Annotated in this window: 28 protein-coding genes; 13 read left to right on the top strand and 15 right to left on the bottom strand. The window is 60.1% G+C overall.

The annotated features are described in order from the left end of the window. Positions 1 to 62 precede the first annotated feature (62 nt). Together L8H52_RS27335 and L8H52_RS27330 are read left to right on the top strand one after the other, a co-directional pair. Entirely contained in the window at positions 63 to 1,178 is a 1,116-nt protein-coding gene (locus L8H52_RS27335; RefSeq protein WP_242209662.1) for a polyamine ABC transporter substrate-binding protein, read from the top strand. 159 nt (positions 1,179 to 1,337) lie between these two features. After that, complete coding sequence (locus tag L8H52_RS27330) at positions 1,338 to 2,456, top strand: P1 family peptidase (protein ID WP_242209663.1); 1,119 nt, start codon at positions 1,338 to 1,340, stop codon at positions 2,454 to 2,456. 108 nt (positions 2,457 to 2,564) lie between these two features. Here the strand turns inward: L8H52_RS27330 and L8H52_RS27325 are convergent, their stop codons facing one another. Then, entirely contained in the window at positions 2,565 to 3,152 is a 588-nt protein-coding gene (locus tag L8H52_RS27325; protein ID WP_242209664.1) for an NAD(P)H-dependent oxidoreductase, read from the bottom strand. An 86-nt stretch (positions 3,153 to 3,238) separates the two neighbouring features. Between L8H52_RS27325 and L8H52_RS27320 the strand changes: the two genes are divergently transcribed. Then, positions 3,239 to 3,877: a TetR/AcrR family transcriptional regulator gene (locus L8H52_RS27320; protein WP_242209665.1), complete on the top strand. Its 639-nt coding sequence runs from the start codon at positions 3,239 to 3,241 to the stop codon at positions 3,875 to 3,877. A gap of 189 nt (positions 3,878 to 4,066) precedes the next feature. On the opposite strand, the gene L8H52_RS27315 is transcribed toward L8H52_RS27320, so the two are convergent. Then, positions 4,067 to 4,753, bottom strand: coding sequence for a GNAT family N-acetyltransferase (locus tag L8H52_RS27315; RefSeq protein ID WP_242209666.1), 687 nt, complete (start codon positions 4,751 to 4,753; stop codon positions 4,067 to 4,069). Between the two features lie 151 nt (positions 4,754 to 4,904). Here L8H52_RS27315 and L8H52_RS27310 point away from each other — a divergent pair, with 151 nt between their 5' ends. The 3 genes from L8H52_RS27310 (at position 4,905) to L8H52_RS27300 (ending at position 6,150) form a co-directional block, all read left to right on the top strand. Further along, positions 4,905 to 5,390, top strand: a complete 486-nt coding sequence (locus tag L8H52_RS27310; RefSeq protein WP_242209667.1) for a DUF3592 domain-containing protein — start codon at positions 4,905 to 4,907, stop codon at positions 5,388 to 5,390. A gap of 181 nt (positions 5,391 to 5,571) precedes the next feature. Further along, positions 5,572 to 5,895 (top strand): YXWGXW repeat-containing protein, encoded by a 324-nt coding sequence (locus L8H52_RS27305; protein ID WP_242209668.1) that lies wholly within the window; start codon positions 5,572 to 5,574, stop codon positions 5,893 to 5,895. A 42-nt stretch (positions 5,896 to 5,937) separates the two neighbouring features. Next, positions 5,938 to 6,150, top strand: a complete 213-nt coding sequence (locus tag L8H52_RS27300) for a YXWGXW repeat-containing protein (protein WP_007908149.1) — start codon at positions 5,938 to 5,940, stop codon at positions 6,148 to 6,150. 15 nt (positions 6,151 to 6,165) lie between these two features. Here L8H52_RS27300 and L8H52_RS27295 read toward each other — a convergent pair whose 3' ends face one another. Continuing rightward, positions 6,166 to 6,723 (bottom strand): YceI family protein, encoded by a 558-nt coding sequence (locus tag L8H52_RS27295; protein WP_242209669.1) that lies wholly within the window; start codon positions 6,721 to 6,723, stop codon positions 6,166 to 6,168. A gap of 74 nt (positions 6,724 to 6,797) precedes the next feature. Continuing rightward, entirely contained in the window at positions 6,798 to 8,153 is a 1,356-nt protein-coding gene (locus L8H52_RS27290) for an MATE family efflux transporter (protein ID WP_242209670.1), read from the bottom strand. A 199-nt stretch (positions 8,154 to 8,352) separates the two neighbouring features. On the opposite strand from L8H52_RS27290, the gene L8H52_RS27285 reads away from it, so the two are divergent. Beyond that, on the top strand, positions 8,353 to 8,913 hold the full coding sequence (locus L8H52_RS27285; RefSeq protein WP_242209671.1) for a chorismate mutase: 561 nt from the start codon (positions 8,353 to 8,355) through the stop codon (positions 8,911 to 8,913). A 156-nt stretch (positions 8,914 to 9,069) separates the two neighbouring features. Here L8H52_RS27285 and L8H52_RS27280 read toward each other — a convergent pair whose 3' ends face one another. From L8H52_RS27280 to L8H52_RS27270, 3 genes are all read right to left on the bottom strand, one after another. Beyond that, a complete protein-coding gene (locus tag L8H52_RS27280) occupies positions 9,070 to 9,363 on the bottom strand; it encodes a hypothetical protein (RefSeq protein ID WP_242209672.1) in 294 nt (97 codons plus the stop codon). A gap of 266 nt (positions 9,364 to 9,629) precedes the next feature. Continuing rightward, entirely contained in the window at positions 9,630 to 10,049 is a 420-nt protein-coding gene (locus tag L8H52_RS27275; protein ID WP_242209673.1) for a cytochrome c family protein, read from the bottom strand. Between the two features lie 52 nt (positions 10,050 to 10,101). Next, positions 10,102 to 11,433 carry a PLP-dependent aminotransferase family protein gene (locus tag L8H52_RS27270; RefSeq protein WP_242209690.1) on the bottom strand — a complete coding sequence of 444 codons (1,332 nt, stop codon included), beginning with the start codon at positions 11,431 to 11,433 and terminating at the stop codon, positions 10,102 to 10,104. An 89-nt stretch (positions 11,434 to 11,522) separates the two neighbouring features. Between L8H52_RS27270 and L8H52_RS27265 the strand changes: the two genes are divergently transcribed. After that, positions 11,523 to 12,416 carry a DMT family transporter gene (locus L8H52_RS27265; protein WP_242209674.1) on the top strand — a complete coding sequence of 298 codons (894 nt, stop codon included), beginning with the start codon at positions 11,523 to 11,525 and terminating at the stop codon, positions 12,414 to 12,416. Positions 12,417 to 12,419: 3 nt separating this feature from the next. Here the strand turns inward: L8H52_RS27265 and L8H52_RS27260 are convergent, their stop codons facing one another. Further along, a complete protein-coding gene (locus tag L8H52_RS27260) occupies positions 12,420 to 13,235 on the bottom strand; it encodes an AraC family transcriptional regulator (protein ID WP_242209675.1) in 816 nt (271 codons plus the stop codon). Between the two features lie 131 nt (positions 13,236 to 13,366). On the opposite strand from L8H52_RS27260, the gene L8H52_RS27255 reads away from it, so the two are divergent. After that, positions 13,367 to 13,879, top strand: coding sequence for a carboxymuconolactone decarboxylase family protein (locus L8H52_RS27255; protein ID WP_242209676.1), 513 nt, complete (start codon positions 13,367 to 13,369; stop codon positions 13,877 to 13,879). Positions 13,880 to 14,455: 576 nt separating this feature from the next. Here the strand turns inward: L8H52_RS27255 and L8H52_RS27250 are convergent. After that, the gene (locus tag L8H52_RS27250) at positions 14,456 to 15,901 is read right to left on the bottom strand and encodes a SulP family inorganic anion transporter (protein WP_242209677.1); all 1,446 of its coding nucleotides are present in this window, start codon (positions 15,899 to 15,901) and stop codon (positions 14,456 to 14,458) included. A 156-nt stretch (positions 15,902 to 16,057) separates the two neighbouring features. On the opposite strand from L8H52_RS27250, the gene L8H52_RS27245 reads away from it, so the two are divergent. Both L8H52_RS27245 and L8H52_RS27240 read left to right on the top strand, forming a co-directional pair. Continuing rightward, positions 16,058 to 16,375 (top strand): hypothetical protein, encoded by a 318-nt coding sequence (locus L8H52_RS27245; RefSeq protein WP_242209678.1) that lies wholly within the window; start codon positions 16,058 to 16,060, stop codon positions 16,373 to 16,375. 53 nt (positions 16,376 to 16,428) lie between these two features. Continuing rightward, complete coding sequence (locus L8H52_RS27240) at positions 16,429 to 16,974, top strand: hypothetical protein (protein WP_141129093.1); 546 nt, start codon at positions 16,429 to 16,431, stop codon at positions 16,972 to 16,974. A gap of 41 nt (positions 16,975 to 17,015) precedes the next feature. Here L8H52_RS27240 and L8H52_RS27235 read toward each other — a convergent pair whose 3' ends face one another. Both L8H52_RS27235 and L8H52_RS27230 read right to left on the bottom strand, forming a co-directional pair. Next, on the bottom strand, positions 17,016 to 17,651 hold the full coding sequence (locus L8H52_RS27235) for a hypothetical protein (protein WP_242209679.1): 636 nt from the start codon (positions 17,649 to 17,651) through the stop codon (positions 17,016 to 17,018). Between the two features lie 128 nt (positions 17,652 to 17,779). Further along, a complete protein-coding gene (locus L8H52_RS27230; RefSeq protein ID WP_242209680.1) occupies positions 17,780 to 18,238 on the bottom strand; it encodes a GNAT family N-acetyltransferase in 459 nt (152 codons plus the stop codon). 143 nt (positions 18,239 to 18,381) lie between these two features. Between L8H52_RS27230 and L8H52_RS27225 the strand changes: the two genes are divergently transcribed. Next, positions 18,382 to 19,026, top strand: coding sequence for a TetR/AcrR family transcriptional regulator (locus tag L8H52_RS27225; protein WP_242209681.1), 645 nt, complete (start codon positions 18,382 to 18,384; stop codon positions 19,024 to 19,026). A gap of 19 nt (positions 19,027 to 19,045) precedes the next feature. On the opposite strand, the gene L8H52_RS27220 is transcribed toward L8H52_RS27225, so the two are convergent. The 3 genes from L8H52_RS27220 to ggt all read right to left on the bottom strand — a co-directional run bounded on the left by L8H52_RS27220 (position 19,046) and on the right by ggt (position 22,585). Beyond that, positions 19,046 to 20,059 (bottom strand): hypothetical protein, encoded by a 1,014-nt coding sequence (locus L8H52_RS27220; protein WP_242209682.1) that lies wholly within the window; start codon positions 20,057 to 20,059, stop codon positions 19,046 to 19,048. 198 nt (positions 20,060 to 20,257) lie between these two features. Further along, positions 20,258 to 20,791, bottom strand: a complete 534-nt coding sequence (locus L8H52_RS27215; RefSeq protein WP_242209683.1) for a cysteine hydrolase family protein — start codon at positions 20,789 to 20,791, stop codon at positions 20,258 to 20,260. Positions 20,792 to 20,857: 66 nt separating this feature from the next. Continuing rightward, positions 20,858 to 22,585, bottom strand: coding sequence for a gamma-glutamyltransferase (ggt, locus tag L8H52_RS27210; RefSeq protein WP_242209684.1), 1,728 nt, complete (start codon positions 22,583 to 22,585; stop codon positions 20,858 to 20,860). A 152-nt stretch (positions 22,586 to 22,737) separates the two neighbouring features. Between ggt and L8H52_RS27205 the strand changes: the two genes are divergently transcribed. Then, positions 22,738 to 23,253, top strand: a complete 516-nt coding sequence (locus L8H52_RS27205) for a methylated-DNA--[protein]-cysteine S-methyltransferase (protein ID WP_242209685.1) — start codon at positions 22,738 to 22,740, stop codon at positions 23,251 to 23,253. A 1-nt stretch (position 23,254) separates the two neighbouring features. Here the strand turns inward: L8H52_RS27205 and L8H52_RS27200 are convergent, their stop codons facing one another. Next, a complete protein-coding gene (locus tag L8H52_RS27200; RefSeq protein WP_242209686.1) occupies positions 23,255 to 23,845 on the bottom strand; it encodes an NUDIX domain-containing protein in 591 nt (196 codons plus the stop codon). Between the last annotated feature and the right edge of the window lie 166 nt (positions 23,846 to 24,011).

Genomic DNA, 24,011 nt, shown 5'->3' with positions numbered 1-24,011 from the left:
CGGCCCGATAGGCTGACCACTCTTGTTCATCACCGGCCTGCACAGGCCAGGAGTGCCGCATCATGCGTCGTCGCCGTGGCTGTATCAACCTCAGCAGTAAACTGGGCCTGCTGGCCGGGATTGGCGCCAGCTCGATCGCCCTGGCCGCTGACGCGCCGAGCGTGCACGTCTACAACTGGTACGACTATATCGGCCCGAATACCCTCCACGATTTCCAGCGCGACAGCGGTATCCAGCCGGTCTACGACACCTTCGACAGTGCCGAAGTCCTCGAAGGCAAACTGATGACCAGCCGCAGCGGCTACGACGTGGTGGTGGCAAGCAACTTCAGCCTGCCGACGCTGATCAAGGCCGGCGCCCTCGCCCCGCTGCCACGCGAGCAACTGCCGGGCTGGAAGAATCTCGACAGTGACCTGCTGGCGAAACTGGCCAACAACGATCCCGGCAATCAATACGCTGTGCCGTACCTGTGGGGCACCAACGGCATCGGCTACAACGTCGACAAGGTGCGCGCGGCGCTGGGCGACAAGGCGCCGGTGGACTCGTGGGATCTGGTGTTCAACGAAGCCAACCTCGCCAAACTCGGCCAGTGCGGTGTGGCGATGCTCGACTCGCCGTCGGAGATGCTGCCGGTCGCCCTGCATTATCTCGGCTTGCCACCGAACAGCACCGATCCCGAAGACTATAAAAAAGCCGAAGCGCTGTTGCTGAAACTGCGCCCGCACATCGCCTACTTCAACTCGTCGAAATTCATCAGCGACCTGTCCAACGGCAACATCTGCGTGGCGGTGGGCTGGTCGGGGGCGATGCTAGAAGCCAAGACCAATGCCGAGCAGGCCAACAACGGCGTGAAGATCGCCTACAGCCTGCCCAAGGAAGGCGCACCTGTGTGGTTCGACACGCTGGTGCTGCTCAAGGACGCGCCGAATCGTCCTCAGGGTCTGGCGTTTATCGACTATCTGCTGCGCCCCGAAGTGATCGCGCCGGTCAGCGATCATCTGTCGTATCCCAATGGCAATCGCGCCGCGACTGCGCTAGTGGCAGAAGCCACGCGGGACAACCCGGCGGTTTATCCCTCCGCCGCAGCGATGGCCACGCTGTACACCCTTGAACCTTTGCCGAAAGCCACGGAGCGGGTGCGCACGCGGGTGTGGAGCAAGGTCAAGAACGGCCAATAAAGCCTTTTGAACATTCCACAAAACCCTGTGGGAGCGAGCCTGCTCGCGAAAGCGGTGGGTCAGGCACTGATGTGTTGAAAGTGCCGACGCATTCGCGAGCAGGCTCGCTCCCACAGGGGTCGGCGAATAACCCAGCATTTTTTAGAGAGACAACAATCAATGAAACCTCGTGCCCGTGACCTCAACATCCGCATCGGCCAACTACCACCCGGCCCGCTCAACGCCATCACCGATGTGCCCGGCGTGCGCGTCGGCCACAGCAATGTGCGCGGCCGCAGCAGCGCCGGCCGCGACATCTGCAGCGGCGTCACGCTGATCGAACCGCGCGCTGGTTCGAGCAATCAGCAACCGTGTTTTGCCGGCGTGCATGTGCTCAATGGCAATGGCGACGCCACCGGGCTTGAATGGATTCGCGAGGCGGGGCTGCTGACCAGCCCGATTGCCTTCACCAACACCCACAGCCTCGGCGTGGTGCGCGATGCCTTGGTCGCGCTGGATCGTCAGCAGCAACCCGACGACGGTCGTCTCTACTGGAACATGCCGGTGGTGCTGGAAACCTTTGACGGTTTGCTTAACGACATCAACGGTTTTCACGTCCAGCCCGCGCATGTGGCTGAAGCCCTGAAAAACGCGGTCGACGGTTCAGTGGTGGAAGGTGCAATCGGCGGTGGCAGCGGCATGATCTGCCATGAGTTCAAGGGTGGCATCGGTACCTCGTCGCGGCGATTGAGCCGTGCTCAGGGTGGCTGGACCGTTGGCGCCATCGTGCAGGCCAACCACGGCATACGCAGCGAGTTGCGGGTCGATGGCTACCCGGTCGGGCGTTACATGGAACAGAAGGATTCGCCGTTCTTGCGCGCGTCATTGCCGCATCCTGGCATGGGTTCGATCGTCGTCTGCCTGGCCACCGACGCGCCGCTATTGCCGCATCAATGCACACGTCTGGCGCAACGCGCGAGCCTGGGTCTGGCGCGTACCGGCGGTGGCAACGAGGATCACAGCGGCGACATTTTCATCGCCTTCGCCACCGGCAACGCTCACGTGCCGCCCGCCGCCTACGAAGGCAAAGGCGCGCCGACCTGCGACGGTTTGCGCATGGTCAACAATGACCATATCAGCGAGCTGTTTCTGGCGGCGACCGAGGCGGTTGAAGAAGCGATCATCAATGCCCTGCTGGCCAGCGAAAGCACCGAAGGCAACGGGCATTGCGTGCCGGGACTGGATGCCGACACCCTGCTCGCTGCGCTCGAAAAATCAGGCTGGCCTGGATCGCGCTAACATCCGAGTTCCACTGTGGGAGCGAGCTTGCTCGCGAAGACGGAGTGTCAGTCGACTCAATACTGCCTGACACACCGCCTTCGCGAGCAAGCTCGCTCCCACAAAGAGCTATGTGAAGATTTGGCTACCGAGTTCCCTTGCAACCGCCAACTGCTCCCGTGGATCGCGCAACTCTGATTCCGGCAGCAACGTCGAACTCAGTACTGTCGCTCCGCAGTAATCGAAAATCCCGTGCTCAATCTGCGCCTTCATCGCAGCGCCATAGCCGTGGCGCTCGTAAGTGCGTGCATCCGCGCCGGCGAGGCCGACCAGATGCACGCGCAGGCGCTGCAGCAGCTTCACGTGTTTGAGATCGCCGGTGAAATCGAAGGCCCAGCCATTGCTGAACACTCGATCGATCCAGCCTTTGAGCAGCGCCGGCATCGACCACCAGTACACCGGGTAGACCAGCACCAAAGTATCGGCGCGGTCGATGCGCGCCTGCTCGGGCAGTATGTCCACGGGCGGCGTGGACTCACGGTGATGCACCGCGAAATCCGCCGCGCCGAAACGTGGCTCGAAGCCTTCGGCATAGAGATCAGCGATTTCAAAGGTATTGGCCGGATCGGCCTGAACAAGGCTTTCGGCAATCTGCGCGGCCACGCTGTGGGTCAGCGAGCGCGGGTCGTGGTGGGCAACAACAATCAGGGCGTGCATGGAAGAATCTCCGGTTGGTGATTGCACAGCAAGGCTTATATACTTGGAGTAAGTTACGAACAGTAAGCTACGGATGGTAGATAAGCATGTCAACCGGTAAAACTTCAGTACGGCAATCCTCTGTTCAACCGCGCCGCCGCCTGGCGCGCGAAGACCGCTTGCGCCAGTTGCTCGACGTCGCATGGCAAATCATCCGTGCCCAAGGCACCGAAGCCTTGACCCTCGGTTATCTGGCAGAAAAAGCCGGGGTGACCAAACCGGTGGTCTATGACCATTTCGTCACCCGTGCCGGTTTACTTGCAGCGCTGTATCGGGAATTCGATGCACGACAAACGGTGTTGATGGATGCCGCCACCGCCCGCAGCGAACCGACACTGAGCGGCCTCGCCTCAGTGATTGCCACGGCGTACGTCGATTGCGTCATGTTCCAGGGCACGGAGATTCCGGGGATCATCGCCGCGCTGGCGAGCACCCCGGAGCTGGAAAAGATAAAGCGCGAATACGAGGCGATCTTCCTTGAAAAATGCCGCAGCGATCTGGCGCCGTACGCCAGCGGCGGGCAGATCACGCCGGCCGGATTGCGCGCCATGCTCGGCGCCGCCGAAGCACTTTCGCACGCCGCTGCCAACGGTGAAATAAGCGCAAAAGAGGCCAGCGACGAGCTGTCTGCAACCATCATGGCCATGGTCGAACGCGCCGCCGTTCGGGCGACTGGCGGTACTTGAGTGGCCACTTGCACACTCCTAGGATGGAATCACGCAGTGGCTCCGCTCTTCGAGCGCTGCGTAGGCACGGGTGCTCTGAACCCCAATCAAGCCCGTGCCTTGCTTCATGCGCATCTTGAGCCTCGAGGGCTCTACTTCCTCCCCATCAAAGAGCTTTGAGGCTCTTTTTTTGTCTGCGTAAATCAGCTTTCAGTGCAGCGTGAGGCGCTGGCGGACAAATTCTTCGGTGTGACGGGTGGTCTGATCGAGGTGACGGTCGCGCTGTTTCTCGGCATCGAGCATCGCGCGTTTGCCGTTTTTCTGCAGCAGATAAGTGTGGATCTGCTGTACTTCCAGCGAGCGGTAAATCGGCGTGGTGTCGATAAACCCGCGCAAGCCATTGCTGCGGTAATGCCGGGTGCTCATCAACACTTGCGTTTCACGTTGGCCAATCACCTCAAAGCCCAACGCTTCGAAGTACGGGACTTTGCCGACCGTGCAGGCCAGTTCGGCATGGGGATAACGCCCGACCATTTCGCCGATCATTGCCCGCGCCACGCCTTGACGCCGATGCCCTTCGCGCACCGCCATGTAGGCGACGCTGCACGCTTCCCAGTCGCCCTGCACTGGCAGATACAACAAAAAGCCGATCACTTGCTCCGGATCATCCTCGTCGGTAGCAACCAGCAACTCCACGTCGATACCCTTCTCGCCATTCAACGCTTCCAGATACAGATGCACCTCATAGCCGACTGCGTACTGATAAACGTTGTACAGCAGATTGCTCGGGCCGAGACCGACCGCGCTGATGTCGGTCAGGTAGTCGACGACCAGCTGCAGAATCTGGCTGTTGACGGCCTCGTGGCATGGGGATTTGTAGTGGGTGATGCGTGGCATGACTAACTCCGACGGTAAAAAGCGTTGCCGACCGCCGCAGCGGTCGGCGAGCCGCGACATCATACCGTGACGCGCCCGCTCGACGTCTAAAGTTCCTGTTCCGAGCGCCGATGTAACGGTCTCCTACAAATGTCACCACCAGGGATCGGCCATGCACTACCCGCGCGAAGCTGCCAAGGATCACCTCTACAACCGTATCGTCATGCTGACCGTTGCTTGCTGCGTGGTTTTGCTGCTCGCTGCAATGGCGCACAAGTCGGGCATGCTTTTTGGGGCGCTGAGTTTCAACGGTGTGGAAACCCGCGGCAGCGTCACGGCACTGGAAAAGATTCCAATGAACGCCAATGGCAAGGTCATTCACTATCAATACACCGATGCCCAGGGCCAGCCCCATGAAGGGCAACACGCCGACGAACGCTACGTCGAGCATACCCAATATGAAGTCGGCGGCCCCATCACCCTGCTGGTGTCTCCGTGGATGCCGGATAAAAGCTGTATCACCAGCCAATTGCAGAGTTACCGTACGAGCTTCTACATCATGACCGGCGGTGTGTTGCTCGCACTGCTGTTTCTGCTGATCTCGGGCAGGACGTTCTGGCAAATTCAGGCAATGAAAGAACAAGACCGGTTTTATTGAGTCCAGCCTCACAGGCAAAAACCATCACGCGCGCCGGGCGTCTTGCTGCGGCGCCATGCTGACGTTCTCGCATCGCCCTCCCTGACAAAAATTTCATCCGCCTCAGACGGGATCTTTCGCAAATCAGGCATCCAATTCTGCAGTTGCGTTCACTTTTCAACGCAGGCCTTGAGGAGTTGTCATGAGCGTTTTGCGTTCCCTGTCCAAATGGCGAAAAACCCTGCTGCTGGTGCCGTTGACGCTGGCCGCGCTGAGCAGCGCCCCGGTGTTTGCGCAACCGGTGGTGATCGTCCAGCAAGCGCCACCGCCGATGCGCATGGAAGTGATGCCCGGCGCGCGTCCCGGTTATGTCTGGGATCAAGGGCATTGGCGCTGGCAAGGACGTGGTTATGTGTGGATGCCCGGACACTGGCAACCGGTAAGGTACGGCGCACGCTGGAAACCCGGGCACTGGCAGGCGCGCGGGCCAAACTGGTTCTGGGTCGAGGGGCATTGGGTGCGATGAATGCGCGACAGCCTGACCATCACTTCTCGCGAGAACACCTCCATGTCGAAGACCGTTAAAGCACTGCTGGCCGCCACGCTGGTGGCCGTTACGTTGTCCGGTTGCGTCGTCGAGCCGGCCCGTCCGCATCGGCCCCCGCCGCTGGTCGAAGTCGTTCCGGTGATGCCGGCGCCGGGTTATCACTGGGTTGCCGGGCACTATCGCTGGGGCGGCAACCAATGGCGCTGGGTGCCGGGGCACTGGCGCGCGTATTGATTGAAACCGGTGGCGTCACTGCTGTGGCGCCACCACTTTGAATTTGATGGCGATGTCCTTGGACACCACGGTATCCGCCCACTCCCCAGCGCCGAGGCCGAACTCGTCGCGCTTGAGCACCAGCTCACCGTCGAAAATACCGATGTCGTTGCCCGGTTTCAGTTCCACCGGTACCTGTACATCACGGGTGATGCCTTTTAGGGTGAGCTGGCCATCAATCAAGTAACGGTGTTCCGCAACTAGAGTGAAATGGCTCGACTCGAATACCGCCACAGGGAATTTTTCGGTGTCGAACCACGCCGGTTTCACCAGTTCGGTGTTGGCGTCCGCGCTACCGGCGTCGATGCTGGTGAGGTCGATGTGCAACGTAGTGTGGGCGTTGGCGAGGTCGTCAGTATCGAAGTCCAGTGTCGCCTCGAACTTGCCGAAGGTGCCGTACATCCGCGAACCCATCTGGTTATAGGTGAAACTGATCTGACTGGCGGTGGTGTTGACCCTCGTGTATTCGACCGCCTGCGCGGCAGAGACGACGCACAGCGAACACGCGGCAGCCAGCAGCAATCGGATCGACATGGGATTCTCCAGGCGGGGCTTGCCGTCGAGGGCCACGATTGACTTAAGCAAACATCCGACCGTTACGCCAGCGCCTACACCATTCGCTCGATCTTCTGATGCTGCCAGACCAGTTTGTAATACAAGGTCTGCAGCACCAGCATGCCCAGATACGCCACCGGAAACGCCATCCACACGCCCTGCAAACCATACTGCCCGTCCAGCCAGTACGCCGCCGGCAATTGCACGCCGACCACACAGATGATCGCGATTGCCACCGGTACCAACACCGTGCCGCTGGCGCGCATGATGCCGCCGATGATCGCCTGAAAACCGAACACCAACAGGCTCCACAGCATGATGTGCAGCAGATGCTCAGCCATCGCCCGGGTCGAATCCTCGGTCAGGAACAGCCCCAGCAACCAGTGCGATAACAGGTAGCCGAGTACGATCAAACCGCCGGTCAGGCACACGTTGATCAGCAGCCCGGTGCGCAGAATCGGCCCCATGCGCTCCAGTCGTCCGGCACCGATGGCCTGCGCACCGAGGATCGACGCGGTAATCGCAATCGACAACGCCGGGAACTGCACGTAGTTGACGATCTGCGTCACCGCGCCATACGCCGCCGTCGCTTGCGAGCCGTGCTGGTTGACCAGCGCCAGAATCACCAGCTCCGACAGCGACAGCACGATCATCTGCACGCCGGTCGGCAGGCCAATGCGCAACACCTTGCCGAGAATCGCCCCGTCGAGACGCAGCGCGGCGAAGAACTCGCGGTCTGGCGCCAGTGGATGGCCCTTGCGAATCAGGCGCCACGCCAGCCACGCCATCGCTGCCAGGTTACCGGCCAGTCCGGCGTACGCCGCACTTTGAATCCCCAACTGCGGCAAGCCGAACCAACCGCGAATCAGTGCCGGCGTCAGTGCCAGGCCGACACTGGTCGATACGATCAGCGCCAGCAACGGCGACAGCGTGTCACTGACCCCGCGCAACAGCTGCGTGAACAACACAAATACCAGCAGCGACGGCAAGATCCACATCATCACATGGGCATACGCCACCGCATCGTCGAGCACATCCGTCGGCGTGCCCAACCCCGTCAGTGCCTGGCGCGCAAACACGCTGCCCAGTACCGCGGCCACAAGACCGATCAACACGCCCAGCAACAGCGTCGCCCCGGCGATCGCCTTGACCATGTGCGGCTCATGCGCGCCCCAAGCCTGACCGATAAGCACACCGGCGCCCGCGCCGAGGCCGATCACCAGGGCGATAAAGAAGAACACGATGGGAAACATCCCCGACACCGCCGCCAGTGCCTGCGTGCCGAGCATCTGGCCGATGTAGATGCTGTTGACCGTGCCCGACATCGATTGCAGAAAGTTCGACAGCACCATCGGCGCGAGGAACAGCAGGTAGGTTTGCCAGAGTGGGCGTTGGGCGGCGACTTGCATTGAATAAAGGTCCATCTCGACGGCGGGAGGGCTAATTGAGGATAGCTTCGGTGAGTTGCTCTTGGGGCGCAATTAACATTTCAAATCGCTGTTTATCAACGCTGCCCGCATCTGTGTAATTGACGCGGATCTGTAGGTGTCGGTTCACAGCTGTGGTAAACAACTGCCCACTTTCATTTCTCTGATTGAGGCTCTGTTCATGCCGCACTTCGCCAACCTGCTGACCGGCACCCTCCTCGCCTTGCTCGCCACCACCGCTCACGCCGCCGCACCCGCCGACACCTTGAAGCCTTTACTGGAAACGCTGAACGAACGGCTGAACATCGGCGACCTCGTCGCGCTGACCAAATGGGACAGCGGCAAGCCGATTCAGGACAGCCCGCGTGAAGCGCAGGTCATCGCCAATGCCCGCACGCTGGCTGCCGAGCGCCAGCTCGATCCGGAAGACGTGGCGCAACTGATCGCGGCGCAAATGGAGGCAAACAAACTGGTGCAGTACGGGTTGCTCGCGCAATGGCAAGCGGCTGGTGCCGCGCCGGACACCGCGCGCCCCGACCTGGGTAAACAGATCCGTCCGCGTCTGGATGAGCTGCAAACCCGTCTGCTGCAGCAATACGCCGCGTTCCTGCCGTATCGCCACGACGCCAATTGCCCGGTGTGGCTGGCCAAGGCTCGCAGCGGCCTGACCCACGACGCGCTGCATGAACTGGCTCTGACGCGGGCTACCGGTGAACTGTGCGTGCGACCAACCACCCCATGAAACGGGGGCTCGGGCATGCCCAGGGCGGTTCCGATCGTCTACTCGAACGCCCCGTTGCCTGAATCACTGGTTTCACCGCAATCCCAAGAAAAAGCCCGGCCTGATCAGCCGGGCTTTTTCATGTTCACTGGTGCAGATTGCAATCATCTCGCGTGATCAGGCTTTCTTCACTTCGCAAACCCCATTGGCCCGGCTCTTCCCGGTGTACGACACCGCAGGCGAACCATCTGGATTGATGCTCAGAGAAATGGTCACACCCGCGCCTTTGGCCTCGAAATAGTTGTCATTGAACTTCTTCAACTTGCCTTCCTTGCCATTGATGTAAATCGGCCCGCCTTCATCGGCATGCACTTCGATCTTGCCCGGGCACGTGGCGTTGAGCATCGGGATGCCAGCGTGGGCGAGTCCGGTGACCAGCAATAGCGGCGCTGCCAACAGCAAAGATTTCATGGTGGTTTCCTTGAGTGAAGGTGTGTCAGGCGATAGAGAGATCACGCGTAAGTACCCTATCGACCTGTGGCCGGGTGCAGCGTTCCACGAACACCCTGGCCGTGCGCAAACTACTGTTTCAAGTGCTCGACCAGTTTGTTCACCACCAGATCAGACACAGCACTTTTACTGTTTTGATTTGCTGGCGGTCTTCAACGCTGAGGCTCTTGGTCACACAACCCGTTAACAAAACGAGGACAGAAACGGCAGCTATCTCTCACACCTTTTCAAGGTTGAACGATATTGGCTGGGGCGTGGCCTTTAACGTCAAAGCTCTGCAGATACGCCAGCAGGTTGTCGAGTTTTTCTTCGTCGCTCAGCCCCCAGAAAATCATCCGCGTACCGGGCACGACGCCTTTCGGATCCTTCAGATAAGCGATCAGCGTTTCACGATCCCAGGTCACTCCCGAGTTCTTCATCGCATCGGAATACACGTAGTTGGCCGACGTACCGGCAGGCCGACCAATGATGCCATTGAGTTGTGGGCCAAATCCCGGGCGGGCCGATTCGCCGACCTGATGACAGCCGCCGCACAAACGCGGGAAGATTTTTGCGCCGGCTTCGGGGTCGCCCGCGGCATGGGTCAACGTGCTGAGCAGGCTGGTACCGAGGATCAGGGTGAGTGACAGTGCAGCGGTGTTTTTCATCGAGGGTTCCGGGACGGTCTGCATCGGGCGGCGCAAGGGTAGCATGTTGTTTTTACAGGTAAGCGCCGATGATCTTTCTGACTTTGATCAACGCCTGATGCAGCACCTCCATGTCGACTGAACCCAGTGCCAGGCGAATCGCGTGCGGCACATATCCCGATACCGCAAACGGCTCTGCTGTGGTGACCGATATCTGTTCGTGCATCAACTCGACGACAATCTGATCGGCGCGCACATCTTCCGGCAGCGGCAGCCACAGGAAATACGACGCCGGATGGCCAATGCTCGACAGCCCTTTCAGTACTTTGGCCGCCAACGCCTGCCGTGCTTTGGCATCGTTGCGTTTCTGTTCCTCAAGCAGCGTTACCGTACCGTCGTCGAGCCAGCCGCAGGCGATGGCGGTCATGATGCCGGGGGTGTTCCAGGTCGTGGCGCGGATGATGCGTTCCAGCGCCGGCACCGTTTCTGGCGGGGCGGCAATGAAACCGACGCGCAGGCCGGTGGCGATGTTTTTCGACAGACCCGAGACGTACACCGTGCGCTCCGGCGCCAGATCGATCAGCGTACGCGGTGGGTTTTCCACCAGAAATGCGTAGGCCGCGTCTTCGATGATCGTCAGATCATGCCGACGGGCAATCGCCACCAACTGCTCGCGCTGGGCCAATGGCATCACCCAGCCCAGCGGATTATGCAATGTCGGCATGCTGTACACGGCACGCACCGAGCGACTGCGACAGAGTTTTTCCAGCGCCACGAGATCCGGCCCTTGATTGCTGAACGGGATCGCCACAACCTCTAGATGCAGCGCTTCGGCCAAGACCTTGAACCCGGAATAAGTCAGCGCGTCGGCAGCAATCACATCGCCGGGTTTGAGCAAGGCCATCAGCGTGACGGCCAGGCCTTGCTGGGCACCGTTGACGATCAGCACTTGCTCGGCCTCGACAGCCACCCCGCGCGTCAGCAAATGCCGAGCAACCGACGCACGCTCGTGGGCGCGCCCGGCATGCGGTTGATATCGCAGCAACGCTTCCAGATCGCCGGACAGCGCCAACTGGCGCAACGCAGTGCGTAACAGATCTGCCTGACCGGGCAACGACGGGTAATTGAAATTGAGGTCGATCATGCCGACCGCCACCTGTTTCTGATCGATGCCCTGCCCCGGCGCCAGCGAGGTTTCGCGGACAAACGTGCCGCGCCCGGTTTCGCCGCTGACCAGGCCCATGGCCTCCAGCTCTGCATAGACCCGCGAGGCCGTGACCAGCGCCAGCCCTTCTTGAGCGGCCAGTTGCCGGTGGGTCGGCAACCGCGTGCCCGGCGGCAAAAGACCGGAACGAATGTCCGTTGCATAGGCGTCAACGAGGGTCTTGTAGCGCGAGCGTGGCATCTCGGATGTATCCATGACAATTCTTTGATTGTGCTGATTCTCGGCTCTAGCATCACGACAATGCAACCCACTTCTGAGCGTGATCGGCAATGGAACGGACCTCGAACCTGACAAACCCGGCACTGGAGAAAACCAGCGGCTGGATCAACGGTTTTATCGGCGTAGTGATCTTCAGCGGTTCGCTGCCGGCCACGCGTCTGGCGGTGCTGGAGTTCGATCCGGTGTTTCTCACCGTGGTCCGCGCCGCCATCGCCGGGGTGTTGGCGGTGGCACTGCTGTGGCTGTTTCGCGAGCGGCGGCCGGCGCGCGATCACTGGCTGTCGCTGTTGATTGTCGCGCTGGGCGTGGTGCTCGGTTTTCCTTTGTTGACCGCACTGGCACTGCAACACGTGACGTCGGCGCATTCGATTGTGTTTGTCGGCTTGTTGCCATTGGCCACGGCGATTTTTGCCGTGCTGCGCGGCGGAGAGCGGCCGCGACCGGTGTTCTGGATCTTCTCGACTCTCGGCAGCGCGCTGGTGGTCGGCTTCGCGCTGGCACAAGGTCTGACTGCTTCGCCTACCGGCGATCTGCTGATGCTCGCGGCGATTCTGGCCTGCGGTCTCGGTTATGCCGAAGGCGCGAAGCTGTCGCGAACCCTCGGCGGCTGGCAGGTGATTTGCTGGGCACTGGTGTTGTCGTTGCCGGTGATGGCCGTTCTGAGTCTGTGGCTGGCGCCCGCCTCGTTCAACACGATCAGCCTGCCTGCGTGGTTGGGTCTGGGCTATGTGTCGCTGTTCAGCATGCTGATCGGCTTTGTGTTCTGGTATCGCGGTCTGGCTCAGGGTGGAATTGCGGCGGTCGGTCAGTTGCAATTACTGCAGCCGTTCTTCGGCCTGGCGCTGGCGGCGACGCTGCTGCATGAACACGTCAGCCCCGGCATGCTCGCCGTGACGTTGGGCGTGATCCTGTGCGTGGCCGGGGCGAAGAAATTCGCCAAATGATCCTCAGGAGCCGGCCTTCCACTCGCGAGGGCTGAGCCCGGTCTTGCGCCGAAACGCCCGGGCCAGCGCCGACGGACTTTCGTAACCGACCTCCTCGGCAATCAGCGCAATTGCTTTGCCTTCACGCAAGCGCTTTTGCGCCAGACTGACGCGCCAGCTCAGCAGATAATCGGCCGGCGTTTGCCCGACCACCCGGCGAAACTGCTCGGCGAAACTGGCGCGCGACAGGTTGGCGACAGCGGCCAGATCCGCCACGCTCCAGGTTTTTTGCGGTTGCTCGTGCATCAGGTTCAAGGCGCGCGACAGACGTGAATCGGCCAGCCCGGCGATCATCCCCGGTTGCTGTTCACGACTGCTGATCAAATGCCGCAACAGCAGAATCACCAGCAATTCGAACAGGCGATCCACTACCGCCACGCGTCCGCAATGCCCTTCGAACGCCTCTTTGAACAGCCACTCGACAGTGCTGGCCAGTTCCGGAATTTGCGTCAGTTTCAGCACCAGATAATCCGGCAGTGCCGCCGCCAGCGCATTGCCGGAACCGCCGTCAAACGTCAGCGTGGCGCAGACCACCTGAGTGTCCATGGCTTCGTCGGCAAACATGCGATGGGCGAAGGGTCTGGGGAAGAAGATCAGCGACGGTTCACTTAGGCGAATCTCGCGTTCGCTGCCCGGTTTGAGCAGCAATTCACCGGCCTGCAACAAATGAACATGGCCGACCGGTTCATTTTCATGAACCGCGACGCCGCAGAACGTGCCGCTATGAAAGGTGCCGGCAGTCACGCCGAAATGGCTGAGCAGTGTTGAAAGGCGATCCATGGACGACTCCAAGGGCATATCTGGACGATCTGCCGCATATCCTCGACGATTTGCCGCCAATGCACCACCCCGACTCAATAACATGGCCTCCATCCCCGGCGCACTACGCACCGGACTCTCGGAGCATCACCATGAGCCGCATCCACGCAATCAGCCTCGAAAACGCCGCCGACGCCAGCCGCCCAGTACTGGAAGGCGTGAAAAAGAAAATCGGTTTCCTGCCCAACGTCTTCACCACCCTCGCGAAAGCGCCGGTGGCCCTCGAAACCTACGTGCAAGCCTCGGCGATCCTCGGCAAAACCTCGCTGAGCGCCCAGGAAAAAGAAGCCGTGTACCTCGCCACCTCACAGGTCAACGGTTGCGACTATTGCCTGGCGGCCCACACCTTGTTTGCCGGCAAGGCCGGGCTCTCGGCGCAAGACATCGTCGCCGCCCGCCAAGGCGAACTCAACGCGTACGCCGCCCTCGCCCGTCAGCTGACCGAAAGCCGCGGCCATTTGAGTGACGAACAGCTCGCCGCCGCCCGCGGCGCCGGCATCGACGACGTGAAAATCATCGAAGTGATCGCACTGGTGGCCGTGCAGAGCCTGACCAACTACCTGAACAACGCGGCGCTGACCGATATCGACTTCCCGGCCATCTGAATCCGGCGACACAAAACCTGTGGGAGCTGACCTGCTCGCGATAGCGGCGTGTCATTCAAAGCATCTTTGAGTGACAAACCGCTATCGCGAGCAGGCTCGCTCCTACAGTTGGATCGGGTACATCAGCAAGAGATTGGTCGGCTGGCAGGCCGCCTTCGCGAGCAAGCTCGCTCCCACATTTTTTAATTTGCGTACACCCCAGCGGCAAAGCCGCCCCACTCAACAGGATGAGCGTTAGCTCGGCTGCAGCTCTTGATCTTGATCTTGATCCACGGGCGACATCGGAAGGCTGAGTGGAGGGATTCATCCGGGAGTGGGAGCGCAGCGACCGTTTGGCGCAGCCAAATGCATCGAGAGGAGGTGCAGCGAAGCAAACCGTAGGCGCTGCGCCCGGAGGGATCCCGGAGCGAAGGAACCCCGAGCCCCAGCGAGCGGGCCGCACGTAGGAGCAAGCCTTTTTGGTTACTTTTTTCTGGGCCGGCACTCCGGGCGTCTGGAAAAAGTGACCCGCCGTAAGGGCGGAACCCTAATCAGCAACACCCGCAGCAACGGATATGTACCCAGTCAGCCAGATAATCAGTGATGCTCCTCACCCGCCCGCTTCAGCAATTTCTTGCACCGCTCAGACAAATGAAACACCTGCAAATGCTTACCCGCCTTGGCATAGCGCTCGCGCAAAGTCTTCAACGCCGCAATCGCCGAATAATCGACAAAACTCAAATGCCGACAATCCAAAGTCACCCGAGCCGGATCATTAGCCGGATCGAACTGATTGAGAAACGGCGTAGTCGAGGCAAAAAACAACGTGCCATGCAGACGATAAAGCTTGCTGCCGTCAGCCTCCAGATGCTCATCGGCATACAACTCACGCGCCTGCTGCCAGGCAAAGTTAAGCGCGGCAATGATAATGCCGCAGAGCACGGCGGTGGCCAGATCGGTAAACACGGTGATGGTGGTCACAGCGATGATCACCAGCACATCGTTGAGCGGCACTTTGTTCACCACCCGCAACGACGCCCAGGCAAAAGTCTGCTGCGACACCACAAACATCACACCCACCAGCGCCGCCAGCGGAATACGCTCGATCAGCGGCGACAGAAACAGAATGAACAACAGAATCAACACGCCAGCGACCACACCGGACAAACGCCCGCGCCCACCGGAGCTGAGGTTGATCACGGTCTGGCCGATCATCGCGCAACCGCCCATGCCACCGAAAGCACCGGAGACCATATTCGCCGCACCGAGCGCCACGCACTCGCGATCCGGGTAGCCCCGGGTTTCGGTGATTTCATCGGTGAGGTTGAGAGTCAGCAGGGTTTCCAGCAGACCGACCAGCGCCATCAGAATCGCGTAAGGCGCGATGATGCGCAGGGTTTCAAAACTCCACGGGATGTCCGGCAAAGCGAAAGTCGGCAAGCCACCGGCAATGTGTGCCATGTCGCCGAGGGTGCGGGTCGGCAGGCCGAACAGGTAGACCAGCAGGCCGACGCCGAGGATCGCCACCAGCGCCGGTGGCACCGCGCGGGTCAGGCGCGGCAGGATGTAGACGATGGCCATCGTCAGCGCCACCAACCCGGTCATCAGGTACAACGGCGTACCGCTGAGCCAGTCTTCGCCGCTTTTGAAATGTTCCAGCTGCGCCAGCGCAATGATGATCGCCAGGCCGTTGACGAAGCCGAGCATCACCGGGTGCGGCACCATGCGCACCAGTTTGCCCAGGCGCAGCAAGCCGAACGCCATCATGATCAAGCCGCCTAACAACACCGTCGCCAGCAAATACTGCACGCCGTGCTGCACCACCAGCGCGACGATAACCACGGCCATCGAACCCGCCGCGCCGGAGACCATGCCCGGACGCCCGCCAAACAAAGCCGTCAGCGTACAAATGATAAAGGCACCGTACAGGCCCATCAGCGGATTGAGGTGCGCCACCAGCGCGAACGCAATGCATTCGGGCAACAGGGCAAACGAAGTAGTGAGTCCGGCCAGGACATCGGCGCGCAGACGGATCGGTTTCATGACTTACCTGACTGAGCGGCCGACGAGCACGGCCGCGGGTGTTCGGGGAAAAGAGGGTTGCGGATGTTACGGAATTGTTCCGGATCGGGCCAGTGACGCTGACACATGCCGACTCGGGCTTTATGCTGGCGCGCTCCCGTATTCATCGAGTCCGACATGTCTGCATTTCTGACGTCCCGCGAAGTGTGCCAGCGTTTGCGTGAAGCGGCGCTCGGTGTGCTCGCGTTTAAAGTCTGCGAAGCACCTGCCGAGACCGGGCTGGTCACAGTCGATATCGACGGCTGGCGCCTGCTGCTGGATTTTGCCGGGGGGCGATTACATCACTGTGAATACGCCCGCAGCGGCGACGGGCAAGAAGGCGCACTGGAGAGCTGGCAGCGTTACGGCAACGATCCGGTGAGTTTGCTCAGTACCTGGGAATTGGCGCAGATCGAGCACTTGCTCAGAGCGCAGACGAACGAGGTTGCTCAATGATGGCACTCTGCCCATAATTCGCGCCCTCCTCTATTCCCACGCAAGGAACTGCCGTGAAGAAGTCGCTGTTGTTGATCCCGATGCTGGCCGTGCTGCTGCAAGGCTGTGGCATGACCATGACCCGCTACGAGCCGAGTTTCGAGAACGTTCAGAAGCTCAAGCAAACCCCGCCGCTGCATGCGATCAGCAATCCTCAGGTTACGGCCGAATCCGGTGAAGGTTCGCTGGTGGTCCGCGCCAATCCGGTTCGCTCGCCGTCCGGTAGCATCCCGGCGCACATTCAGGATGCGATCACCGAAGAACTGCGCAAGGCTGGCCTGCTTGATCCGCAGGCTCAGCGTCAGTTGAAAGTGCTGGTGGTGAAGAACGAACTGTCCGCCGGCATGGGCACGGGCGACGGTAAACTGGCCGCACGTTTCACCCTGCTCAACGGCAACGATGTGGTGTACGACGCGACCAAGAATGTCAGCAGCCAGTGGAGCAGCAGCTTCTTCGGTTTCATTGCGATCCCGAACGCGGTCAACGCTTACAACCCGATGGTGCGAGACTTGCTGAAGGAACTGTACAGCGATCCACAGTTCATTCAGGCCCTGAAGTAAGGGCAAAAAAAGAGCCGCGATTGCGGCTCTTTTTTTTCGCTTCAAACCCGTGGGATACCGGTTTCGAGTGACGAGTACTTCAGGTTTTTGTTATCAACCATTTGCTTGAGCAACGCGTTGACCTGACGGGTAAAGGTGTCATTCACCGCGTCTTTAGGCGTGTTGGCCATCAGCGGGATGAACCAGATACCGATCCAGGTGCCGACCGCATCGTGGTTGCTCGCGGTGGTCAGGGCCTGACCTTGGCCATCCAAGCCTTCCAGACTCAAGGTGTACTGATCGGTGCCATACGCCGGGATCACCATCATGCTGAAGCCGCTGATGAAGGCCAGCACCATTGAGCCAGCATTCGGCGGATGGTTGTACATTTTCAGACGCAGGCTGTAGTCGCCCGGCTGCTTCTGGAACTCGTCCAGAGTGACACGGCCGAACAGACCCGAATCGGTAAGGATTTTTTGCAGTTGTGGTTTCAGTTGATCACGTGCCTGCGGCACTTCCACGGCGGAACCACTTTTCGGCTCACCCTGGTAGAAATCGAAATCGACGTAGACGTTTGGCTTGTTGGTGTAGCTGGCCATCGACGGCATGGTCACCGGCGCCACTTCGTCTTTGGTGAAACTGGCACAACCGCCCAGCGCAAGTACCAGCCCCAGCGCCAGAATTTTCCCGAATTGCATGATGTCCGTCCCTATTTGTACAAGACCAAATGATGGCATTGAGCCTTCATTGCGAAGGCCGGGCGGATTCTAGAGAGAGCGGCCTTCCAGCGAAAGCCTGAATTGGCGAAATCGGCAAAAAAACTTGCTCAGCCCTGCCGCAAGTCGAGCAGGTAGGTGTAATACCCGCTGTCACGTACGTAGCCGAGGGATTCGTACAAGCCTTGCGCCGTGAAGTTGTCCGTGGCGGTTTCCAGCACCAGGCCCTTGGCGCCGGTTGCCAGAGCGAAGTCACGCGCCGTGTTCATCAGCAGTCGGCCAACGCCGCGTCCACGGGCGTCGGGGGCGGTGAACAGGTCGCTGAGTAGCCAGGTGCGGTGGGCATCGATGGACGAGAACGTCGGATACAACTGCACGAAACCCAGCGCTGCACCGCCTTCATCCTGCGCGAGAAAAATCGCTGATTCGTTGCCGGCCATGCGCTCGGCGATGAAGGCGCGCGATTGCTCAAGGTTCGACGGCTGCTGATAAAAGCCTCGATAGGCGTCGAACAATTGCGCCACCGCCTCCAGGTGTCTGACGTCGGCCCGCAGCGCCTGAAGGGTCATGTGCTCGCTCCATTTCCACTCAATGATCGAACCATCATAGCGCTGTCTGTCGAGTGCGCTGGCTTCATCGCTATATAGTTTTGTATATTGCGAAACCGAAATCGTCAGAATCTTGCCATGCCGTCCATCTATTCCGTGCTTCCATGAGTGCCATCCGCGTACGCAACGAGCAGTTGATCCTCGCCGCCGCCAGCGAAGAGTTCGCTGCCAATGGCTTCGACGCCACCCAGACCCGCGACATCGCGGCGCGTGCCGGGGTGCCCAAGGCCAATCTGTATTACTACTTCCAGACCAAGGAAAACCTCTACAGCAAAGTGCTGCTGGGTTTTGTCGAACCGCTGCTGGAAGCCTCGGCGGCGCTGCGTGAAAGTGATGATCCGCTGACGGGTTTGCGCGCCTACGTCGCCGCGCGAATTCGCATTGCTCGCGAGCATCCGGCGATTGCCAAGGTGTTCAGTGGCGAGTTGCTGCTGGGCGGTCGACAGTTGCCCGACGAGTGCCGCGATCTGTTGCATGCCGAAGCGCGGCGCAACGTTGAATGTCTGCGCAGCTGGATCGAGCGCGGCTTGCTCGCCCCGGTGGATCCGGAGCATTTGATGCTGTTCATCTGGTCGGCGACGCGCACGTACACCAACATCGGCTGGCAGATGGGCCGGATCATGGAACGTGAAGTGCCGCAGGATGAGGATTATCAAATGGCGGCGCAGACGATCACGCGAATGGTGCTGGAGGGCGTGGTCGTAGCGCCGCAGGTTGGCGAGATTCGTGGGGTTTTGTTTGCGACTTGAGGAAGGACTGCTGCGCAGATCAGGGCATGAAGTCTACGGGCAGTTCCAGATGATCTTTCATGCGCTCATTCCAGTCGTGCAAGGCATCGGGTAGACGTTTTTTCCATTTCGCCACGTTGGTGTAGTAGCGCAGACGCGAGTGACCGGAATTGTCGTAGCTCACCAACAACACCCAGAAATGGCCATCGGGTGACCGCATCACGATCCCGGTGCCACCCAGACCGCGCATCCACATCTCCCAGACCTGACTGCCCGGCACATCAGTGCCAGGCTCACCCGTCATCAAGGAGCCGGACTTTTCCACCTGCGTCTGATAATCACCTTTGAGCAAAGTGTGCAGGGCCTGATTCTCCTCCGGTGTTTGCGCCAGACCCAGGCTGAGCATGTCGTAATCCAGTGTCAGCGGGTGCTGCGAGGCGACAAAACGGCCGGTGTAGTAGACACCCAATCCGGCACTGCAATACCCGCCTGCATCGCCGACCGAAATATCCAGCACACCGTTGATGGGAGTGAACACCAGGGTGCACTCATCTTCCGAGTAAACGGCTTTACCGTCCTTGAGTGTGGCGATGCCATCCAGGTCACCGGAGTTGGCACCCTCAGCCGCCGTGATGTCGATGCTGATGTGCGTGGCATCGCGGCGCTGGGTTATCACCGTTGCCGAGGTTGAAGTCCCCGGCGGTATGAGTTGCCAGGTTGCGTCCCAACTGAAGGGCTGGGCGGAGTGTTCAAGTTCGGTCAGCCGCATCAAATACTCGCGACGCAAACAGGCCGTCTGATCACCACAGGCGTTGCGAGTTTTCAGCCACTGCCGCTGGTCAGCCTTGAGGGCTTTGGCATCGGGGACACTGGCCAATGTCGAATGCCAGAGCTTGCCCAGCTTCTCGTCGAGCAGCGAAATCTGCGGATCGCCACAAATGGCTTCTTCGGTTTTGTTGTTGGCCGTGGCGCAGTCGAAACTACTGGCGTGGGTGACGGAGGCAAATGCAAAGGCCGTCAGCGCCAGGGCATGTCGCAAGGAAATAGCGAACATCGAGAGATTCCATTCTTCGGACGGCGCGCAGTATGCCAGTGCTGCCAGCGGAAATCCCTGATGTACATAGCAATCAGGATTTCGCAATCACAGTGGGAGCGAGCCTGTTCGCGAAAGCGGTGGATCAGCCACTATCAATGTCGACTGACACACAGCCTTCGCGAGCAGGCTCGCTCCCACAGGGTTTGGTGTGGGTTGTCAGAACGTGATGTCGGCGGCGGGTTTGACGTCGATGCGGCCAGTAGCGCCAGTCAGGTGCGCCAGATCCTTGTTGTGTTCGGCGATGATGTCTTCGGCGCTCATTTTGCCGTTGTCGACGGTGGAATGCGCGTCGGCCACAAGCACCACGTCGTAACCCAGTTGATGGGCCTGGCGCACGGTGGCGTTGACGCAGTAGTCGGTTTGCAGACCGCAGATGACCAGTCGCTCGAAGTCTTCGCTCGGCAACAGTTTGCGCAAATCAGTCTGGTAGAACGAATCCGGGGTGGTCTTGCGCACGCGCAAGTCACTGGCGGCGGTTGCCAGCCCCTCAGCCAGTTGCCAGCCTTCGGCGCCGTGAGCCAGTGGGCTGTCGTTTTCTTCGTGCTGAATCAGCACCACCGGCACGCCGGCCCTGCGCGCTCTGCTGCTGAGACCGTTGATTTTTTCGATGATGCCGTGGATGTCGTAGCACTGATATTCGCCCGAACAGAGGGCGCGCTGGACGTCGACGATCAGTAATGCGGTGGTCATGATGAGCCTTCCTTGATCAGTCCTTGAGACAGGGGCGGACGTGAGCCCGCCCCCTTTTTACGCCCCTCAGTAACCCAGTGACAAGCCGGTGTTGCGGCGTGGATCGTTGGCGCCGTAGAAACGGTTTTTGCCAACAGGCTTACCGCCCAGCGACGGTGCGCCGACCAGAATCGCGGCGATGTGGTTGGCGTCCTGCGGGCCGGCGAACTTGTGGCCCCAGCTCTCGAGAATTTTCTTCGTGTCCGGGCTGGCGGCGAAGTCTTCGAGGTTGGTTTCTTCTGGCATCCACTGCTGATGGAAGCGTGGCGCGTCGACCGCATCCTGCAGGCCCATGCCGTAGTCGATGACGTTGAGCATGGTCAGCAAAGTCGCGGTGATGATGCGGCTGCCGCCCGGTGTGCCGACCACCATCACTACTTTGCCGTCCTTGGTGACGATGGTCGGACTCATCGACGACAGCGGCGCCTTGCCCGGCGCAATCGCGTTGGCTTCGCCCTGCACCAGCCCGTACATGTTCGGCACGCCGACCTTGGAGGTGAAGTCGTCCATTTCATCGTTGAGGATCACCCCGGTCTTGCTCGCCATCACGCCCGCGCCGAACCAGTCGTTGAGGGTGTAGGTGACTGACACCGCGTTGCCCCACTTGTCGACGATCGAATAGTGGGTGGTGTTGCTGCCTTCATGGGGCGCTACGCCAGGCTTGAGCTCAGCCGACACGCCGGCCTTTTGCGGCTGGATGGCATCACGCAATTTGGTCGCGTAGTTCTTGTCCAGCAGGTGCTCGATCGGGTTTTTGACGAAGTCCGGATCACCGAGATAGCTGTTGCGATCGACATACGCGTGGCGCATCGCTTCGATCTGATAGTGCATGCCCTGAGCCGAATGGAAGCCCAGATCCTTCATCGGATAGCCTTCGAGGATGTTCATGATCTGGCAGATCACCACGCCGCCGGAGCTTGGCGGTGGCGCCGAAACCACGTGGTAACCCCGGTAATCGCACTCTACCGGTGCCAGTTCGCGGGTCTTGTACTTGTCGAGGTCGGCCTGGGTGATGATGCCTTTGTTGGCCTGACTGGAGGTCACGATGGCATCGGCGACCCAGCCTTTATAGAAGCCGTCCGCGCCTTTTTCGGAAATGCTCCGCAGGGTTTTGCCGAGATCCTTCTGCACCAGTTTCTGTCCGACCTGCATCGGCTCGCCGTTGTGCAGGAAGATCGAGCCGGAATCGCGCATGTCCTTCTTGAACACGTCGGTGGCGTACTCCAGCAACTCGACGTCGCCCTGCTCCAGCGCAAAGCCGTCTTCCGCCAGTTTGATCGCCGGGGCAATCATCTCCTTGCGCGGTTTGGTCCCGTATTTGCTCAGCGCCAGCTCCATGCCCGACACCGTGCCGGGTACGCCCACCGCCAAGTGGCCACGGGTGCTCAAGTCGGGAATGACGTTGCCTTCCTTGTCGAGGTACATGTTGGCCGTCGCTGCCAGCGGCGCTTTTTCACGGAAATCGAGGAAGGTCTTGCGCCCGTCCGCCAGTTGAATGGTCATGAAGCCGCCACCACCGAGGTTGCCTGCTGCGGGATACACCACCGCCAGCGCGTAACCCACGGCGACTGCCGCATCGACGGCATTGCCACCACTTTTCAGTACGTCGACACCCACATGGGTGGCCAGGTGTTGCGCGGTGACCACCATGCCGTTTTCGGCGGCAACCGGTGCGACTGACGCCGCGTGAGCCATGAGACAGCTGAGTGCCAGTGAGGTCGCTATCAGCGATTTGGCCAAAGGTTCGTACTTCATGAGTCGATCTCTTTTTTTGTTTTAGGGTCTGTGCAAAACAGAGGGGGAACGCGTCAAGAGCAACAAGCAGTATGGTCGGCTTTGCGTATTGCGCCTCCCCGTTGACGCAGTATGCTGGGCGCTGTTGCCGTTCTGATCCGGAGCCTGCCGTCATGCCTTTTACGTTCATCACCCTGCCCTCGCCCGTCGGTGAGCTGAAGCTGGTCGCGAACGGCGCACGACTGGCGGCCATCCTCTGGGAAAACGACAAACCGAACCGCGTGCGCCTCGGGCCAATGAGTGAGGCACCCGACAATCCGATCCTGATTCGAACGGCTCGACAACTTGAAGAATATTTTTCCGGAATTCGGGATCGCTTCGATCTGGAACTGGATTTCGTCGGTACGGATTTTCAGAAAAAGGTCTGGGCGGCGCTGCTGACCATTCCATTTGGCGAGACACGCACCTACAGCCAGATTGCCGAACAGATAGGCAATCCCAGCGCCGTACGGGCAGTGGGCGCTGCCAACGGACGCAACCCGATCTCCATTGTCGCGCCGTGTCATCGGGTGATCGGCGCGTCGGGGAAGCTGACCGGATTTGCCGGTGGGCTTGAGGCGAAAGAGCGCTTGCTGACCCTGGAGGGTGGCGACTGGTCGAGGGTTGGCAAAACCGGGGATCTATTCTGAATCAAACGCTGAACAGGTTATTCATCGCCGCATACTGCAACAGCATGATGGTCTTGGCGTCGCAGATCTCACCGCGCTGAAACGCCGCCAGCGCGTCATCGAATGCCCATTCCAGCACTTCCAGTTCTTCGGTCTCCTCTTCCAGACCACCACCGTCGCTGACTTTCGACGCCGCATCGTATTCAGCAATGAAAAAGTGCAGCTTTTCGGTCACCGAGCCGGGACTCATGTAAGCCTCGAATACCTTCTTCACATCGTGCACGCGATAACCGGTCTCTTCCTCGGCTTCGTCGCGGATACGCTGCTCCGGCGCCGCGCCTTCGAGTAACCCCGCCGCCACCTCGATCAGCAAACCATCATGGCCATTGACGAACACCGGCAAGCGAAACTGTCGGGTCAACACCACCGTGCGCTGTTCGCGGTTGAACAACAAAATCGCCGCACCGTTACCACGGTCGTAGACCTCACGGGTCTGACGCTGCCACTCGCCGTTGTTGCGGTGATAGTCGAAGGTGATTTTCTTCAGCAGATACCAGTCATGGGACAACACCTGAGTGTCGACGATGTTGACCCGCTCGGCTGTGTTGGACATGACGCCTGATCCTTATGTCATTGAAGGCTTCCGGGTAGGTAAAAGCCCATTTTTGTGAACGAAAAAACGAAACCGTATACCGCCCCACAAACTATGTCGAAACATCCTACAGATAACGCCTACTCGCCCGACTTCTTTCCCGATTGATCCCCCGCAAAGTCCTCGC

This window comes from Pseudomonas sp. CROZ-RG-20F-R04-15 (assembly GCF_022662375.1).
Classification (GTDB): domain Bacteria; phylum Pseudomonadota; class Gammaproteobacteria; order Pseudomonadales; family Pseudomonadaceae; genus Aquipseudomonas.
The sequence above is the reverse complement of the archived record's forward strand: the minus strand, read 5'-3'. Positions and strand labels throughout refer to the sequence as shown.

Coding starts and splice junctions, on each gene's coding strand:
- L8H52_RS27330 (WP_242209663.1), top strand. CDS start 1,338: ATGAAACCTCGTGCCCGTGACCTCAACATCCGCATCGGCCAACTACCA.
- L8H52_RS27220 (WP_242209682.1), bottom strand. CDS start 20,059: ATGTTCGCTATTTCCTTGCGACATGCCCTGGCGCTGACGGCCTTTGCA.
- L8H52_RS27255 (WP_242209676.1), top strand. CDS start 13,367: ATGAGCCGCATCCACGCAATCAGCCTCGAAAACGCCGCCGACGCCAGC.
- L8H52_RS27305 (WP_242209668.1), top strand. CDS start 5,572: ATGAGCGTTTTGCGTTCCCTGTCCAAATGGCGAAAAACCCTGCTGCTG.
- L8H52_RS27325 (WP_242209664.1), bottom strand. CDS start 3,152: ATGCACGCCCTGATTGTTGTTGCCCACCACGACCCGCGCTCGCTGACC.
- L8H52_RS27310 (WP_242209667.1), top strand. CDS start 4,905: ATGCACTACCCGCGCGAAGCTGCCAAGGATCACCTCTACAACCGTATC.
- L8H52_RS27335 (WP_242209662.1), top strand. CDS start 63: ATGCGTCGTCGCCGTGGCTGTATCAACCTCAGCAGTAAACTGGGCCTG.
- L8H52_RS27225 (WP_242209681.1), top strand. CDS start 18,382: ATGAGTGCCATCCGCGTACGCAACGAGCAGTTGATCCTCGCCGCCGCC.
- L8H52_RS27300 (WP_007908149.1), top strand. CDS start 5,938: ATGTCGAAGACCGTTAAAGCACTGCTGGCCGCCACGCTGGTGGCCGTT.
- L8H52_RS27260 (WP_242209675.1), bottom strand. CDS start 13,235: ATGGATCGCCTTTCAACACTGCTCAGCCATTTCGGCGTGACTGCCGGC.
- L8H52_RS27320 (WP_242209665.1), top strand. CDS start 3,239: ATGTCAACCGGTAAAACTTCAGTACGGCAATCCTCTGTTCAACCGCGC.
- L8H52_RS27235 (WP_242209679.1), bottom strand. CDS start 17,651: ATGCAATTCGGGAAAATTCTGGCGCTGGGGCTGGTACTTGCGCTGGGC.
- ggt (WP_242209684.1), bottom strand. CDS start 22,585: ATGAAGTACGAACCTTTGGCCAAATCGCTGATAGCGACCTCACTGGCA.
- L8H52_RS27270 (WP_242209690.1), bottom strand. CDS start 11,433: ATGCCACGCTCGCGCTACAAGACCCTCGTTGACGCCTATGCAACGGAC.
- L8H52_RS27275 (WP_242209673.1), bottom strand. CDS start 10,049: ATGAAAAACACCGCTGCACTGTCACTCACCCTGATCCTCGGTACCAGC.
- L8H52_RS27230 (WP_242209680.1), bottom strand. CDS start 18,238: ATGACCCTTCAGGCGCTGCGGGCCGACGTCAGACACCTGGAGGCGGTG.
- L8H52_RS27205 (WP_242209685.1), top strand. CDS start 22,738: ATGCCTTTTACGTTCATCACCCTGCCCTCGCCCGTCGGTGAGCTGAAG.
- L8H52_RS27290 (WP_242209670.1), bottom strand. CDS start 8,153: ATGCAAGTCGCCGCCCAACGCCCACTCTGGCAAACCTACCTGCTGTTC.
- L8H52_RS27280 (WP_242209672.1), bottom strand. CDS start 9,363: ATGAAATCTTTGCTGTTGGCAGCGCCGCTATTGCTGGTCACCGGACTC.
- L8H52_RS27315 (WP_242209666.1), bottom strand. CDS start 4,753: ATGCCACGCATCACCCACTACAAATCCCCATGCCACGAGGCCGTCAAC.
- L8H52_RS27265 (WP_242209674.1), top strand. CDS start 11,523: ATGGAACGGACCTCGAACCTGACAAACCCGGCACTGGAGAAAACCAGC.
- L8H52_RS27285 (WP_242209671.1), top strand. CDS start 8,353: ATGCCGCACTTCGCCAACCTGCTGACCGGCACCCTCCTCGCCTTGCTC.
- L8H52_RS27215 (WP_242209683.1), bottom strand. CDS start 20,791: ATGACCACCGCATTACTGATCGTCGACGTCCAGCGCGCCCTCTGTTCG.
- L8H52_RS27250 (WP_242209677.1), bottom strand. CDS start 15,901: ATGAAACCGATCCGTCTGCGCGCCGATGTCCTGGCCGGACTCACTACT.
- L8H52_RS27200 (WP_242209686.1), bottom strand. CDS start 23,845: ATGTCCAACACAGCCGAGCGGGTCAACATCGTCGACACTCAGGTGTTG.
- L8H52_RS27295 (WP_242209669.1), bottom strand. CDS start 6,723: ATGTCGATCCGATTGCTGCTGGCTGCCGCGTGTTCGCTGTGCGTCGTC.
- L8H52_RS27245 (WP_242209678.1), top strand. CDS start 16,058: ATGTCTGCATTTCTGACGTCCCGCGAAGTGTGCCAGCGTTTGCGTGAA.